The organism is Aquimarina intermedia, from assembly GCF_008124785.1.
Taxonomy (GTDB): Bacteria; Bacteroidota; Bacteroidia; order Flavobacteriales; family Flavobacteriaceae; genus Aquimarina; species Aquimarina intermedia.
On the sequence record NZ_VNHU01000004.1, the window covers coordinates 241,230 to 258,624 of the forward strand.

Sequence of the window (17,395 nt, forward strand, 5' to 3'; positions counted from 1 at the left end):
TTAAAATTTAAGGTTAACACCTACCAAGTAAGTCCTGGGTACTGGATAAAAGCCTTGATCAATACCTCCACCAATAGGATCTCCCGATGAAGCTGATGGATCGTAGCCTTGATATTCTGTAAACGTGTACAAATTATTTACCGAAGCATAAATTCTGAACTTATCTATGCCCATAACATCCATAAACTTGTCATTGATCGTATATCCCAATTGTACATTTTGTATTCTAACATACGAAGCATCTTCTACATAGAAATCAGAAAACAGACCATTAGAATTTGCGCTGGTGGTGACTCTTGGAAAGTCATTGGTTGTTCCTTCTCCCGTCCATCGACCTAAAGAAGCATTTCTACGATTCACAAGATTTTGATTACGCTCATAATTACGAATCATATCATTGCCAATGGAGGCAAAAGTATACGAACTGAAATCCAGATTTTTGAATCTAAATCCGATATTGAGTCCCATGGTAACATCTGGTATAGGATCGCCAATGTCTACTCGATCTTCAGAATCAATTAGACCATCGTTATTTATATCCACGTAACGTAAATCGCCAGGCGCGGCATTCACCTGCGTAGCATGCGCATCTACTTCTGCCTGGCTTTGAAATATACCGTCGGTTTGTAATCCATAAAAATACCCAATAGGTTTACCTGCTTCCATACGGGAAGGTGGTAAACTTGTGCCTACACCAAAATTGCCAGCTTCTACAAAACTATTCTCTCCTGATACCTCAATAACCTCATTTTTTAATACAGTCATATTAAAGCTTGCATTGAATTCAAAATCTTCAGAAAAGTTATCATTAAATGCTATTGCAAATTCATATCCCTTGTTTTCAATAGTTCCTGCATTCACAAAAGGAACTGCGGATCCGGGAGCCTGTACGCCGAGAATACCAGCCACAGGGGTTTGAAGTAATAGGTCTTCTGTACGTCTTACAAAATAATCAAAAGTTATGTCAAATTTGTTTTTCCAAAATTTTGCATCGAATCCTATATCTAGTGTCTTTTGTAATTCCCATTTAATCTCAGGATTTGAAAGCGCCCCGATAGCTTTGCCATCAACAACCTCTCCGTTAATTACATAACGCCCCTGACCATTTAATAACGAAACAAATCGATAATCCTCAATTCTATCATTACCAATAATTCCATAACTACCTCTTAATTTTAAAAAGTTCAAATAGTTGTTTTCTGCAAGGAAAGCTTCATCAGACACTACCCATCCTACAGATGCCGAAGGAAAATATCCAAACTTATTTTTGGGGCCAAACTTCGTAGACCCATCTCTTCTTATAACTGCAGATAGTAAATATTTCCCTTTATAGCTATATTGCAATCTCGAAAAATAGGATAATAACCGCGCATCAAATTCATCTCCCCCATTAACATACCTATCGGCAATATCAACAGCATTCGCTATAGATGCATTATCAAAAGAATTTCCAGGAATTTCAAATCCGGTTAATTCATTAAATAAACCTGTGGTTTGAAAAACGGACATTCCTAAAAGTACCTTTATATCATGATCCTCTTTTATCACTGTTTCATATTTTAAAAAATTATCCCACGTATAATCTCTAAAATAATTATCTGTTTCTGTGACTCTGTTTCTATCAATGTTAAAAACCTTACCGGATCCATAGAAGACCTCTGGAGCAAAGGTTATACTCTCTACATCTGCATAATTCGCTTGAAATCTGGTTTCTGCCGTAAAATCATTGAAAAACTTATATTGTAGGCCAATAGTTGCAGCAATTTTATTCACCTGACTGTCATTGAATGTATTTTCTATTTGAGCTAAAGGATTAATTACTTCATTCCCCAATCCTTCGGCAATTGTAAAATCTCCATTTTGGTCGTAAACTGATAAGATGGGCGTCATGTTAAGTGCATTAAATAGTACCGATCCTAAAGCATTTTCTGGAAGTGTTTTTCTATTTGTTCTGGTAAAAATTCCAGTAGTTGTCAACTTCAAATTTTCAGTGATCTGAAACCCATAGTTTAATCTTGCGGTTAAACGATCAAATCCGGCTTTTCCTCTTCCTACAATACCATCCTGAGTAAGGTAGGATAAACCGCCTGAGTAAGTAGACTTTTTAGTACCACCTGAAGCGTTTAAATTCACACTTGAAATTGCAGCTGTTTTAAACACTTCATCCTGCCAGTCTGTACCTTCTCCTAATAGAGAGATATTAGAAAATTGAGGGGAACCACCTCCAGCGGTAAACGATTCATTTATTATAAGTCCATATTCGGTAGCGTTGAGTACCGGTATCTTTCGGGTAGTTTCCTGAAAACCAGCATAGGAATCAAACTCAAACTTCAGCTCCTGATCTCTACGTCCCGTTTTGGTAGTTATCAAAATAACCCCATTAGCTGCTCGCACACCATAAATACCAGCTGTAGCATCTTTTAATACATTAATACTTTCTATATCATTTGGGTTCAAAACGCTCAGATCTTCTATCACGTTACCATCAACCAAAATCAACGGACGGTTATCACCATTCGTAGAAACTCCTCGAATGGAAATTGTTGCGTTGCTTCCCGGTGCTCCGGATTGTGAAGTAATATTTACCCCTGCGACTTGTCCTTGTAGTGCCTGTTCGACCTGAACTACATTTAATTTTTCAATAGTCTCTGAGGAAACAATTGAGACTGCCCCGGTAATTTCTTTTTTAGTTTGTGTACCATAACCAATAACAACAACTTGTTCAAGAGATTCGCTATCCTCCTCCAAAATAACATTAATAGTAGTATTGTTACCAACGGTAATTTCTTTACTAGCAAAGCCTAAGTAAGAAAAAATCAGAATGTCTCCTCTGGAAATATTACCAATACTATAATTTCCATCAAAGTCGGTAACCTCCCCTTTATTTGTGTTCTTGACTATAATATTTACTCCTGGTAAATTTAATCCATCGTTATCCTTTACATTTCCCTGTACTTGAATTTCCTGTGCGTAGGAGAACGTTGTTAGAAACACAGCTAATAAGAAGTATATAACTTTCATAAATAGTATTATTTGATTACTCAAATGTATATACAATGATTAAGAAACTGTTAAAAACCACCACAACAAAAAATCAACACTAGTGAATAAATATCAAATAATTATGATAAAATTTATCATAATCGCTGTATTTGCTTAAAAAAATAGCTATTTTAAACTGTTAAAACTAGACAGAATCATCCTGTTTGAGCGCAACTACAACGTTAGAGTATAGGTAATGTTGTGGTAAAATAAGATTATGATGTAGTGTTAAATATCTAAAATATAATTAACTAGACTTTCTTCGTGTTTTAGATCAAGTTTTTTTCTAAGTCTGTAACGTTTGATTTCTACACTTCTAACAGAGATATTCAATAAAGGTGCGATTTCTTTTGAAGACAGGTTCAATCTTAGGTAGGTGCAAAATCTTAAGTCATTTGGTGTTAACTTGTCGTGTTTAACTTTTAGCTTTTTTAAGAAATCCTTATCTACGTTATTAAAGGCTTCTTCAAAATGTCTCCAGTCATCTTTATTATTGAGGTTTCTATCAATTATTCGTTCTACATTGGTCAAACCGCTCCGTTCGGCTTCAGATTTTTGAAGTTCTTTTTTAATAGTATTCAGTATTTCGTTTTTCTTAATAATGTTCATGGTGGATGTAGCAAGTTCACGATTCTTACTTTCAACATCCTGCATAAGCTTTTCATTATTCAACTTCATGATTTCTCTTTCGCTCTCTAAGGCTTTTAACGCTAATTGTCTTTTATTATACTCTACTAATTTTTGTTTTTGTTTTGCGTAATAATTTTTGTAAGCTTTATGAGTAAGAAATAAAACTCCTATTAAAACCAAACTATACATGAAAATTGCGGTCATTGAAAAATACCATGGTCTGGCTATATTAAAGCTATAAGATGCAGTATTATCGGACAAAATATTTCCTGTCTTAGCTCTTACCTTAAAGGTATAACTACCAAATGGAAGGTTCTCAAAAGTAGTAGTTGAATTTGTGCTCCAACCACTCCAATGCTCATAAAACCCTTCTAGCTTATACTGAAATTTAGTAATTAAAAACTTGTCGTATTCCGGAACAGTATACGAAATCTTGAAAGTGTTACGCTGAGATTCAAAAGTTGGTTCTTCTTGTAACAATGAGATGGTCTCAAAGGCTGATCCTTTATTTTTACCTTCTATTTTATTTAAAAAAATGCTATACTTTTTAAAATTTATTCTGGACAATTCTATAATCATATAGCCATTTGTTGTTCCTAATAGATAGGAGTCCTGCTTTATATAGGTGATATTTTCAAAACCAAACATTTCTTTTCGAAGTGATCTCGGAATAGCTACTTCTATCAATTGCAATTTTTCTGAAAACTGATCATAAGAAATATAACCTAAATAATCGTCAGAAAAACTCCATAGCCCGCCAATATTATCAGTTATCAACTTACCTATATACTCTTTTTTGGTATCTGAATTTTTACTTATCAGATATTCTTGCTCGAAGATTTTTTTTTGTTTATTGTAAGAATAAATACCTGTTTCATGCGTATACAGAATATTCTCCTCAAACTTTAAAATGTTCGAATTCCTACCTTTTTCTATTGAAAAGTCTTCAACTATATCAATTATTTTTGAAAATTGATCATCCATAGTGAGTTTGAAGAGGCCTCTATACTCATGATTTACCCAAATCGTTTTATCCTCTACTTCAACATACCTTGCCGAATAATTAAATCCTTCAATCACATGTTTAAAACTCCAGCTATTACCTGTTTTTTCTAAAATACTCAATCCGCTATAGGTTCCCTGTAACAAATTGTTTGGCTGCCCAGGTATGGTTTTAAAATTCCATGCTCCCGTAATCTCAGATACTAACTCAGATTCGTTTTTATCAATGATAAAAGTGCCTGAATCATGACCGCAAAACAAGGTGTCATCATATACAAAAAGACTCCAAACTTGTCCGTTCGTACCTTTAACAAATTGAAAAGTATCCTCAGTATCAACTTTTTTATAAAATAAGCCTTGATTGGTACCCAAATACAAATGGTCGTTAAAAATAACTGAAGCATATACAGTCCCTAAATTCCCTTTTTCATCATTAAAGAGTGTAATTGGTGATGTAATATTTATACAATTGATCCCATTATCAAGACCTATCCAAACATTCCTTTCGATATCTTCATAAACAGATAATACCGTATTATTGCTCAACCCTTTGTTCTGGTCAATTTGATATAAAACATCTCCCGTTGATGAAAGATAAATTATGCCTTTGGAGATTGTTCCTAAAACTAAATTTTCATTTTTAAGCTGTATTCCACTATATATCTTTGATCCCCGTAACACTTCATCTGCTGCAATAGCCCACTTGCTAAAACTATCTGGGGTATATCTATAGAAACCGTTATTACTCGTCAGTATTAAAAGATTATTTTGAGTACCTGAAATACTTACAACTTTATCATTTGCCAATACTTGAGAATTAGTAACCAGAATGGGTTTACCCTTTTCTATTCTGAAAATACCTTTTACTAAATCCTGATAATAAATTATACCGTCAACATTAAATATACTACGTATCCCAGACTGCGAGTCAATGATTGTAATGTTTTGAGTAGTCGTATTATACATGTAAATCCTTTGGAGTGACTGAAAAAGCACCCAGTTATCCTGATATACGATGCCCCAAAACTGCTCATCTTCGATTAATTGATCCTTGATGGTATCACTAATGGATATATACTTTAATTTTCCTAAATCGTTTTTTTTCCAATAGCCAAAATTCATATAACAACCCGTGTATATACGGTCATCCACTACATTAACAGATCTCATCACAGTCCTGTTGGGTGTCGGATACAACGTCCAATCAGCCCCGTTAAACTCTAACAAGCCTTCGTTATTGGCGATATAAATATTCTTATTTGTAGCTTGAGATATGGACCAGTTTTGAGTTTCGCCTTCATAACTTTCGGGTAAATATTTCTCAATTGGCGGAAGTTCCTGCGCCATCGTGATTAACGATAGTAGGAACAAAAAGGAAAAATTTATTTTTTTTTGAACAGTCAATTATCTAAAATATACGTAGATAGCTATCACAATGACACATATTACAGCTCCTACTGTTTTGGTATACCTCCAAGGAGTAATATCCACTTCTTTGGTATACTGTTGTACATACGCTTCTTCTCTCGGATACAATTTACCAATTATTAACATGATAAGTATATTGACAACAAAAAGAATAGCCATTACGTGGAGAAAGTGAGGAAATGCACCTTTCAAAATAGTAGCATCCAGAATGACATATACCAAATATAAAGTTGCTCCTAGGACGATTGCAATTTTGGCTGCAATTGCAGGAACTCGTCTCGTCAAATAACCCACAATGATAATAGTAAGGATTGGTATGCTATAACATCCGTTAACTTGCTGTAAATACCCAAATAATCCATCGGGTGCATTTGCGATTAATGGGGCGATTCCGATTGCCAGAATAGCTAATCCAACACCGAATAATTTTCCTGCTTTGACAGTTTGCTTCTCTGTAGCCTGTTTATTTATGTACTGTTTATAAAGATCTACTCCAAAGAGTGTCACAGAACTGTTTAATGCACTGTTAAAAGAACTTAAAATAGCACCGAATAAAACGGCAGCAAAAAAGCCGACTAACGATAACGGCAGTACTTTACTCACTAAGGTAGGATATGCTTCATCAGCATTGGTTAAGGTTGCTCCAAACATGTGAAAGGCAATAATCCCCGGTAATACTACGATAATAGGTCCCAATATTTTTATAAACGAAGCTAGTAATAACCCTTTCTGTCCTTCTTTTAAATTTTTAGCACCTAAAGCTCTTTGTATGATAGCCTGATTAGTACCCCAGTAAAACAATTGAACGAGCATCATTCCCGTGAATATCGTAGCAAAGGGAACTGAAGAATTATCACTGCCTAATACTTTAAATTTTTCAGGGTTAGTACTCATGATAATTTCAACTCCTTCAGTGATGCTTCCATTTCCTATTTCTAACAAGCCAAATACCGGTATCATAATACCCCCAACAAGAAGCCCTACGGCATTAAGTGTATCAGAAACAGCGACCGCTTTTAAACCTCCAAATATGGCGTATATAGATCCTATGACCCCAATTCCTACGACGCATACCCAAATAGAAGCCCCTTTAGATATATCTAACATGCCTGGTAAATCAAACATGGTACTAATCGCTAAGGATCCTGAGTATAACACAATAGGTAATAACACCACAACATATCCCGTTAAAAACAATCCTGATGTGATCGCTTTTGTTGTAGTATCATATCTTCTCTCCAGAAATTGAGGAACTGTGGTAATACCACCCTTTAGGTATCTTGGTAATAAAAAAATTGCAGTAATAACCATAGCTACCGCTGCCAACGTTTCCCAAGCCATCACCAATATCCCTTCTGCAAAGGATTGGCCATTGAGACCCACTATTTGCTCTGTTGATAAATTAGTCAATAATAAAGATCCTGCAATTACCACAGCTGTTAAACTACGACCGCCTAGAAAAAAGCCATCTGATGAGGTTTCATCTGTTTTTAAGGTAGCAACATAGGAGATAATAGCAACCAAAAGAGTAAATGCCACGAAGGAAATAATAACCATGTTAAAATTTTAATAATTATATAATCCTTAAAACTATTGTTATTATGTATTAAACCCTTAAAAATAAACTAAAAAACTACGGTTGTATAGTTTTTGTATAGGTATTTATAGCATTTTCTGCTTAGAAGATATTTATAACTTGATAATTGTTCTTCCTTAGATAAGTCTTTTAATATACAATTATTAAAAAGGACAACGAAATTTTAAGGAAGTAACTATATTCTTCCAAATTACTTATAATTTAGAATTGAATTACTAACTAGGACTAAACAATTCTTCAAAAGTAAAACGCATTGACAACTAATAAAGGAACAGTTTGAATTTTCTAAAAAAAAACCATAATTAAGCATTATGGTCTTTCTATAGTTTGTTTATGACAAATGTTATTGCTCCTCCAAACGTTTAATCATATCTTTCATTTCCTGAATTTCTTTTCTTTGAGCTTTGATGATATCCTCTGCTAATTTTTTAACTTCCGGATCTTGAATATCGGCACGTTCACTGGTCAAAATGGCTATTGAGTGATGCGGTATCATCGCTCTCATCCACAATATATCACCGATGATGGGCTTTTGTGCTCGTACTAACCCTAAGGCTCCTACAAAGAGAAGGATACTACCTGCAATAATGGCTATGTTTTTTTTCTTATTTTGATACATACTGCGCATCGCCACAAACATAATGATTGCCATAGCTGAAATACCTAAACAACTCATATAAAATCTAGTAAGGCTAAAATAGACATGGTCGATTGCATAGGTGTTTAGATACATCGTTATATACATCGCGATAAAGGATGCGGCGAGCATCAAAATAAATTTTGTGTAATTGTTGTTACTCATTTTACTGTTTGTTTCTTTGTGTGAATTCATTGTTTTCTGATTTTATAATTATTAATATTTAAGCCTTATTTTAATTTTTAATCGTACTATTTATATAAATATTGTCGTATGTAGTGAACAATATCTCAATTCTAAAATAACCATATCATAAGTAATTATTTATGTTATAACCTCTTCCCATTGCCAACCGTCTTGTACAATTAGCGATTGAAATACCCTTTGGTTTTTACGTAGTGTTTCATTTAGATCAATTCTTTCATTGTTGTCAACTATGAGTCCTTCTGCTGCCAACAGTTCATGGGGTGTATCTTTGCTTAGCGTTTTCCCGATTTTTACTCTAGTTACCTCTTTGATTACATCTACATAATTATTCAATGCAGAATGCATGGACAACAGATCATTTTTATTTAATGTTATATCTTTTCTTATATAATTTTCAAAAAGAAGAATAACTTCATTTAAAACTGCTATCTGGATTATAATAGCATTATCACTTTTGCTATTATGGAAAAAATGAATTATAGGATAAGCCCTGTGATTTTGATTATGCTCAACCAAATCATCTGACAGGCTAAACAATTGAAACTTCAAAAAATCAAAATTTTCACCGTTCCACCCATTTAAAATAATTTTTTGTGGACTTGGTCCTAAACCACTTATATTGATACCCAATTTTCGTTGCTTTTTGACAGCACCCAGAACCGGTATAAAGTACGTTACCGACATGGTTATCAGAACAAACCCAGTAAAAGCATACACATTCGTAATTATTCGCCATATAACGGTGGATCCCACAAAATCTCCTATTCCTAACGTGGATAATACAAAACCAGAATAATAAATTTTTTCCCAAATGTTTGCAGGTACTTTAGTGCTAGCATTAATTACAGAATCATCTTGAGCTATTAACACTAAACTAAAACTACAATTCAACAAACCAATCCAAACCAATACTATAAGTACAAGTAATAGATAGCCAATGTGAGTCAACAAATTTGATCTTCCTTCATTGCCACAACTACGTAAGGCTAAATTCCATACACAATGAGAGAGTCTACTTGTTAACCAACCACCACCTTTCATAGTGAGCGTTGTCATTACCATATCACTAACGACCACTATATAGATAAAAATGCCAAAGCTCAATAAAAAATAATTCATAAAATATCAATTTGATGTATGAAAAATATGGATGCAACTCGTCAAATTTCTTACGTGTATTTTCTTAGTTAATTTTAGCCAAACAATTTTAATTCTTCAATTGTTAATAATTTTTTCAATCTCACTAACTTCTAAAGGCTCAGATTCAAATTTGCATTTTTAATCCTGAATAGTTACCAGCTCAAGGTTTACTATTACATTTCCTCGACCCTTAGTCATAACGAATTTTATTCTAAACTATCCTGTAATTTATTCATGTAAATAATCAGTCTTTTTTTGTCATTAGTTGTAAGCACTGCATCACCATGAATAAATGTATAGGACTCAAGTGGCATCTCGTTATTTTTAACTTGTTTTATTATTGAACGTAACTTGCTCTTCTTTCTTCTGTCCGAATAGTGCCCCCATTCATTAAAATTTAATTCAGATTTTCCTTCTTTGATATGAGTTTCAAGAAACCAAGCAATTGGTTGTAGGTTACTATACCAAGGATAATAAGTATTGTTGCTATGACAGTCATAACAGCTAACCTCTAACCTGCGTTGAATCGTATCTGGCACCTCATATACATTCCTAAAATCTGTAAGTGGATTACCTTCAATTTGATTGCGCTCTGTGGGTATAAATTGAATACCCACGAGCGCTGTAACTATAATAATTGCTATAATTTTAATAGCTTTCATTTAATTAATTTCCCTCTGTATTTTACCACACTTCAACATTGAACTACCATAGTAAGGGTTGCGTACTTCTTTGTTCATACTTAACCAAGTACTACCCCCATCATACATTGGACAAAACTGCTCGTACAAAATGTTTGTTGTACCAGTTATAGTGACCAAATCGGTTACATCTTTACTTAATGTTTTGAAATGTTCACGTTGATGCTTGATATCACTATCCGATATATGTTCTGCGTGTTCTACGGCATCCTCTATGATTTCCTTTAATTCCGTTTGTTGAGCATCCGTATATTTTGAGACATCTAAATTCTTAAAACTCTCGGCCAATGTTACTCCGAGCTCTTTTGCTTTTTCATTATTATCTCCTACTAATGCGTCTTTGAGGTTAAAATAATCTTTCAAAACAATCTCTGCATCACCACTTTGATTGGTGTACATCGCCATTTCTTTCTTATCTGCATCCTGATGTTCGTTCGTACGCTCATGATTCATTTCTGAATGATTTTCTTGATCCTTATTTAGATCTTGTTTAGCGTCTTTACAAGAAATTGTAAAAGTGGCTATTGCGATTGATAAAATTCCTGTTGTAATCTTTGAGTTTTTCATTTTTATTGTATTTACTGATTATTATTTTTATTATTGTGTAATTATGATTTTAAAATCTGATCGATACTCCACCGCCGGCGCCATATCGATTATCGTAACTTGCCATTAATGATAAATTTTTAGACAGCATATATTCTGCCCCAGCATTCCACACCGTTTCTGAAATAAAATCTTTATTTCCTGGGAGATTATTGATGAATCCTAAATCTAATTGATACTCGTAATATCCAAAAACAGATAGTTTTGGAAATAACATGATGCTTCTACCCAATGCAATTCTAGGTCTTAATTGATTATCAATTCGTACATCCAGATCAAACAAATAGGGCGTTAGATAACGAACTCCTACGATCGCCGTCGTTTCAAATTGATCCAGACTATCAGGCATTTCATTTTCTGTATTTACACCTCCAAAAATGCGCAGATAATCATGGAAGTATCTTTCATATGTTATTTCAGCTTCTAAATTCTCATTCCAACCATATTCAAACGTAGCGTTAAACTGGTTTCTAATATTTGATGTAATCAAATTAACACCGGTTGTATGGGATGCAACATCCACCATTCCCCAAGAATACCACTGGTTGGTTTCATCAATAAGACTTTGCACCGGATATTCATTCATTCTAGGATCTCTAGGCGTATCATAGCTCATAACACGCGCCATACCTCCCATCATATGATAGAGAATATGGCAGTGAAAAAACCAATCTCCTACTTCATCTCCATAGAATTCTATTATCACCTTCTGCATTGGTGGCACATTTACCGTATGCTTAACCGGTGAATATGCTCCATTCTCATTAATAACTCTAAAAAAGTGACCGTGCAAGTGCATAGGATGGTGCATCATGGTCAGATTATTGAATGTTATGCGTGTAATCTCATTTCCCTTTATCTTTATCTTATCAGTTTCTGATAGTGGCACCCCATTCATACTCCAGATATAACGATTCATATTACCTGTTAGATTTAATAAAATATCATTTACAGGAATAGAAGCATCATACTGCGTTTTTCGAGGGGATTTAAGATAGTCATAGTTGTATTCAGAAAACATACCCTTTTCCTGCATATCCTCCATTCCCTCCATTTGAGTATCCTTAGTATTTGTATCTTTCCCTTTGGAGTGGTGCATCTTTGAATGATCCATCTCCATAGAATCTTGAACATTTTTCTTTTTGGTAAGTGTATCGTTAGTTTCATCCTTTTCTGGCATTTGGGTAGGATTCATTTTTGAATGATCCATCTGCATACCATATTCTTGTTTTAATTGAAATCGTTCATCTTTATCGGGTTGAAATTTTAAAGCATGCGCTCCCATCTTCATATCCATTTTTGCCATCTTTTGCATCATTTCAATTTTATCCGGTTTTGGAATATCGATAGCTGGCAATACTTTACCACTACCAATAAAAGCAGAGGCCTGACCGGATCCATCTTGTGCCGTAATTCTAAATTCTATCGTTCCCTCATCGGGAACTGTTATGATAAAATCATAGGTTTCGGCAACAGCTATAAAAGTTTTATGTCTTTCAATTGGAATAACATCTACTCCGTCTGACGACACAAGTACCGGAGAACCACCACCAAAAGTCATCCAAAAAGAGGTGGATGCCGCACCATCTATAATTCGAAGGCGTACTTTTTCACCAGGTTTGAAGTTGGGATACTCTATTCGTTCTTCTCCATTTATTAAAAAAGCAGGATAATACACATCCGCTATATCGGCCCCTTCCATGCGCTGTTTCCAAAAATTGAGTTGCGCTCCAAAAGCTCCCTTACCAATCACCTGATTAAGCGGTGTTGCAGTTCCTTTTTTGATACCATACCATTCATTACCTCTTTTTAAATTACGAAGAACATTCATCGGTTTTTCGTTGGTCCAATCAGACAACATTAAAACTAATTCTTTATCATACTCCAAGGTTTGCTCTTTGGGTTGTATGACAATAGAACCGTAGACTCCGCTTTGTTCCTGCAGCATTGTATGCGAATGATACCAATAGGTCCCAGATTGTCTTATAGGAAACTCATATGTAAATGTATGCCCCGGTTCAATCGGCGGTGTTGTTAAGTAAGGAACTCCGTCATAAAAATTAGGTAATAATAGTCCATGCCAGTGAATCGAAGTTTCTACACTCATCTCATTTTTTACATGAATAACTGCATATTCACCTTCGGTAAACTCCAAAACAGGACCTGGAATACTCCTGTTTATTGTCATACCTTTAACCTGCTTTCCTGCCTTATTTACAGCCATCTCATTCAATGTTAAGCTGTACTCTTTTACTGGTAAATTATTTACATTGCCCTCTGTGATTAGTATCTCCTGTGCAAATGTGCCAACTGTGGTACATACGAAAAATAGCATCATCACTTTTTTTATTTCTATTTTAATATTCTTCATCATATACTTATCAATTACATGTTTTAACAACGCTAGTATTTTATAGTAGTTTTTATTTTATACAAACTACCTTAGTACTTGATTCAGATGTAGGGCAAAATCAAAATGAATAGATTTTTTTGTTACTTATGGTTCTTTTTTAATTTTATTTAAAAGCTATTAAACTTGTTTTATATAATTCCTGAAAAGAGTAATTACAAATTCATGCTAGCCCCTTCTTGGACCAGACAAATCTTTACTCTTTGAGAGCTATTCTCTCAGTTCTTTTTAGCTGAAACTCTTTTTTCCAGCTATACAGTACCGGGACAATAAAATAGGAGGTGATATCGATTACCATCCCACCAAAAATCGGAATGGCCATCGGGATCATAATATCACTTCCCTTACCGGTAGACGTTAGTACGGGCAGTAATGCCAAGGTAGTGGTTACTGTAGTCATAAGACATGGACGTATTCTTTTTTCGGCAGCTTCTAAGGCAGCACGTCTTATCTGCTTTACATCCCGTGGTTGCTCTCGGTCAAATGTTTGTGTAAGATAGGTTGCCATCACGACCCCATCATCTGTAGCAATACCAAACAGTGCAATGAATCCAACCCATACAGCGACGCTCAAATTAATAGTTTTTATATTAAAGAGTTCTCGCATATTTTCACCGAAAAGACTGAAATTGAAAAACCAATCTTGTCCATAGAGCCAGATCATAATAAAACCACCTGCAAAAGCCACCGTGATTCCGGTAAAAACCATGAGAGAGGTTGACACCGATTTGAACTGGAAATAAAGAATTAAGAAAATGATAGCCAACGCTAATGGTACCACCACCGAAAGTGTTTTTTCGGCACGTAGTTGATTTTCATAGGTACCTGTAAACTGATAACTAATTCCTTTAGGAACTTTGAGTGCTCCAGAATTTATTCTATCCTGAATCAAAGCTTGGGAATTCTCAACCACATCCACCTCTGCAAAACCATCCAGTTTATCAAAGAGTACATACCCCACCAAAAAGGTATCTTCACTCTTAATAACTTGTGGGCCTTGCTCATAACGAATTTCGACAAGTTCACCCAAAGGTATCGGACTTCCATTTTCTACCGGAACATAAATATTTTTGAGATCTTCGGGGGTACTGCGAAGTTCTCTTGGATAGCGTACACGTACCCCGTAGCGTTCACGTCCCTCTACAGTTTGCGTGAGGCTCATGCCACCAACGGCCACTTGCAAAATTTCTTGTACATCGGTAATTGATGCTCCATAGCGTGCTAGTTGATCACGCTTTATATCTATAAGTAAGTAGGGTTTTCCTACGATACGGTCTGCAAAGACTGCTTGTTTCTTTACCCCTTCTACCTTTTTCAGAATTTCTTCCAGTTGTAAACCAAAAGCTTCTATTTTGGCCAGATCTTGCCCTTTTACCTTGATGCCCATCGGAGCTCTCATACCGGTTTGTAACATTACCAATCTGGTTTCGATGGGCTGTAATTTGGGAGCTGAAGTGACACCGGGTAATTTTGTGACTTTTACGATTTCATTCCAAATATCATTTGGAGTTTTAATCTCCGGTCGCCAGTTTCGGTAGAATTCACCCTCATCATCTGCTATTAATTGTTCTTTATGAATAGTAAAAGGACTTACTACTTTTGAGTTATCATATGCTCCGGCATTCTCTTCTGTTTCGGCATTTGGATTATTCGTATACCTCCCATCTTTCAGTAGAAACCATCCATCTTCATTCACCTTATATCGCTGCTCCTCACCCTGTGCATTCTGCATGTATTCTGACTTGTATTGAATGACATTTTCATACATAGAAAGCGGTGCAGGATCAAGCGCTGATTCGGTTCGACCTGCCTTTCCAACTACCGTTTCTATCTCCGGAATCGTAGCAACTGCCATATCCAGTTGTTGTAATACACGTTTATTTTCTTCAACTCCGGCATGCGGAAGTGAGGTTGGCATCAATAGAAAAGAGCCTTCGTTGAGTGAGGGCATAAATTCTTTTCCCGTGTTTTGCATGATGATTGCTCCCAATATCAGAATGGTTGCCGGTATGATTAGAAATACGAATTTATGTTGCAAAGCCCACTTTAATATTCGGCCGTAGTAGATCCTTAAGAGCGAAAAAATTCCTAATAGCCCAAAACAGATTATTGCCACAAAAATGAGATTTATCAAAATACTGCGATCAAAACCAAGGGGTCGCCAGTATACTCCCAGTAACAATACAATTGTGAGAGCTGAAATAACAATGTTTATCAGATTCGTTTGCTTTCGCGAAAGCGATCCTTTTGAACTCAAGATACCAGTGACTCCAAAAGCGATTAGAATACCTCCTAGCCAGTAGCCGTAGATTAGACTTAAAACTCCTGCAAGCATTAATACGCCGTTGACAATATATTGAAAGGAAGTCTTGATTTTTCTCTTCTTAAATAAGTAAGCTGCAATCGGCGGAATTAGAAAAAGGGCAATTACCAGAGATGCCGACAGCGCCATAGTTTTAGTAAAGGCTAAGGGTCTGAATAATTTTCCTTCGGCACCTATCATGGTAAATACAGGTACAAAACTGATGATAGTCGTTAATACGGCTGTTAAGATAGCTCCGGAAACTTCGGCAGTTGCATTGTACACAATCTCATTGGTTGACAGATCAGGATTACGATCAGGGTCTTCCAGATGTCGTATCATGTTCTCTGCCAGAATAACACCGACATCCACCATCGTACCAATAGCTATGGCAATTCCAGACAAGGCAACGATGTTTGCATCTACATTAAAAAGCTTCATTGTTATAAAAACCATCAACACAGCTACCGGCAAAAGTCCCGAAATAAGAATAGAAGCCCTTATGTTAAATACCATGATAATAATCACTAAAACAGTAATGAGAATCTCCAAGGTAAGTGCCTCACTAAGCGTTCCTAAAGTTTCGTTTATAAGTTCTGTACGATCATAAAATGGAACAATGGTAAGTTGTGAGGTACGTCCGTCAGACAAAGTTTTAGCAGGTAACCCACCTTTTAACTCATCGATTTTTTCCTTTACGTTATTGATTACTTCCATTGGATTGGCTCCGTAACGAGCTACCACCACACCACCTACTACTTCTGCACCCTCCTTATCAAGTATTCCGCGTCGGGTGGCAGGTCCCAACACTACATTAGCCACATCCTTAATTCTAAGGGACGTAAAATTTTCTGAAGATACTACAGCGTTCTCTATATCCGATATAGACTTTATATACCCTAAGCCCCGCACTAAATACTCGGCTTGATTAATTTCTAAGGTTTGCGCGCCAATATCCTGATTACTTTGTTTGACTGCTTTGACAATATCGGTAAGTCCGATATTATATTGGCGCATTAATTCAGGATTGACATCCACCTGATATTCTTGTACATACCCCCCTATGGATGCCACTTCTGATACACCACTCGCACCGGATAATGCATACTTCACATAGTAATCCTGAATGCTACGCAATTCGTGTAAGTCCCATCCTCCGGTTACATTTCCGTCTGTATCTCGACCTTCTAAAGTATACCAATAAATCTGCCCTAAACCAGTAGCATCGGGACCAAGAGATGGATTCACTCCTTGCGGCAGTAGATTAGAAGGTAATGAATTCAACTTTTCAAGAATACGGCTACGGGACCAGTAAAATTCTATATCCTCCTCAAAAATGACATAAATACTGGAAAAACCGAACATCGAAGAACTTCGAATCGTTTTTACTCCGGGAATTCCCAGCAATGAGGTGGTCAAGGGATACGTAATTTGATTTTCTATGTCTTGCGGAGATTGACCTTCCCATTTTGTAAATACAATTTGTTGATTTTCACCAATATCCGGAATAGCGTCTACAGCGACGGGATTTGATGGTAAAAAGCCGGTATCCCAACCAAATGGAGCATGTACAAGTCCCCAACCAATAAATAAGATCAGTGTAAGAAATGCAACAAGCTTGTTTTCGATTAAAAATTTAATAGCTTTATTAAGCATAGCATTAGATAGTTAAATGTTATAAACATAGTACAGT

General features: G+C 35.6%; 9 protein-coding genes. All 9 read right to left on the reverse strand.

The genetic code is table 11. The annotated features are described in order from the left end of the window. Nucleotides 1–3,021 carry a SusC/RagA family TonB-linked outer membrane protein gene (locus BD809_RS08170; protein ID WP_211356702.1) on the reverse strand — a complete coding sequence of 1,007 codons (3,021 nt, stop codon included), beginning with the start codon at nucleotides 3,019–3,021 and terminating at the stop codon, nucleotides 1–3. Between the two features lie 249 nt (nucleotides 3,022–3,270). Next, nucleotides 3,271–6,021 (reverse strand): triple tyrosine motif-containing protein, encoded by a 2,751-nt coding sequence (locus BD809_RS08175; RefSeq protein ID WP_148782483.1) that lies wholly within the window; start codon nucleotides 6,019–6,021, stop codon nucleotides 3,271–3,273. Between the two features lie 57 nt (nucleotides 6,022–6,078). Further along, nucleotides 6,079–7,659 (reverse strand): solute:sodium symporter family transporter, encoded by a 1,581-nt coding sequence (locus BD809_RS08180; RefSeq protein WP_148782484.1) that lies wholly within the window; start codon nucleotides 7,657–7,659, stop codon nucleotides 6,079–6,081. 383 nt (nucleotides 7,660–8,042) lie between these two features. Beyond that, the gene (locus tag BD809_RS08185; RefSeq protein ID WP_148782485.1) at nucleotides 8,043–8,531 is read right to left on the reverse strand and encodes a DUF305 domain-containing protein; all 489 of its coding nucleotides are present in this window, start codon (nucleotides 8,529–8,531) and stop codon (nucleotides 8,043–8,045) included. A 129-nt stretch (nucleotides 8,532–8,660) separates the two neighbouring features. Then, nucleotides 8,661–9,662, reverse strand: coding sequence for a potassium channel family protein (locus BD809_RS08190; protein WP_148782486.1), 1,002 nt, complete (start codon nucleotides 9,660–9,662; stop codon nucleotides 8,661–8,663). Between the two features lie 227 nt (nucleotides 9,663–9,889). Then, on the reverse strand, nucleotides 9,890–10,345 hold the full coding sequence (locus BD809_RS08195; RefSeq protein WP_148782487.1) for a heme-binding domain-containing protein: 456 nt from the start codon (nucleotides 10,343–10,345) through the stop codon (nucleotides 9,890–9,892). After that, nucleotides 10,346–10,951, reverse strand: a complete 606-nt coding sequence (locus BD809_RS08200) for a DUF3347 domain-containing protein (RefSeq protein WP_148782488.1) — start codon at nucleotides 10,949–10,951, stop codon at nucleotides 10,346–10,348. It lies immediately after the preceding gene. Between the two features lie 49 nt (nucleotides 10,952–11,000). Then, complete coding sequence (locus BD809_RS08205; protein WP_148782527.1) at nucleotides 11,001–13,361, reverse strand: multicopper oxidase domain-containing protein; 2,361 nt, start codon at nucleotides 13,359–13,361, stop codon at nucleotides 11,001–11,003. Nucleotides 13,362–13,596: 235 nt separating this feature from the next. Then, nucleotides 13,597–17,358 carry an efflux RND transporter permease subunit gene (locus BD809_RS08210; RefSeq protein WP_148782489.1) on the reverse strand — a complete coding sequence of 1,254 codons (3,762 nt, stop codon included), beginning with the start codon at nucleotides 17,356–17,358 and terminating at the stop codon, nucleotides 13,597–13,599. Nucleotides 17,359–17,395: the final 37 nt, after the last annotated feature.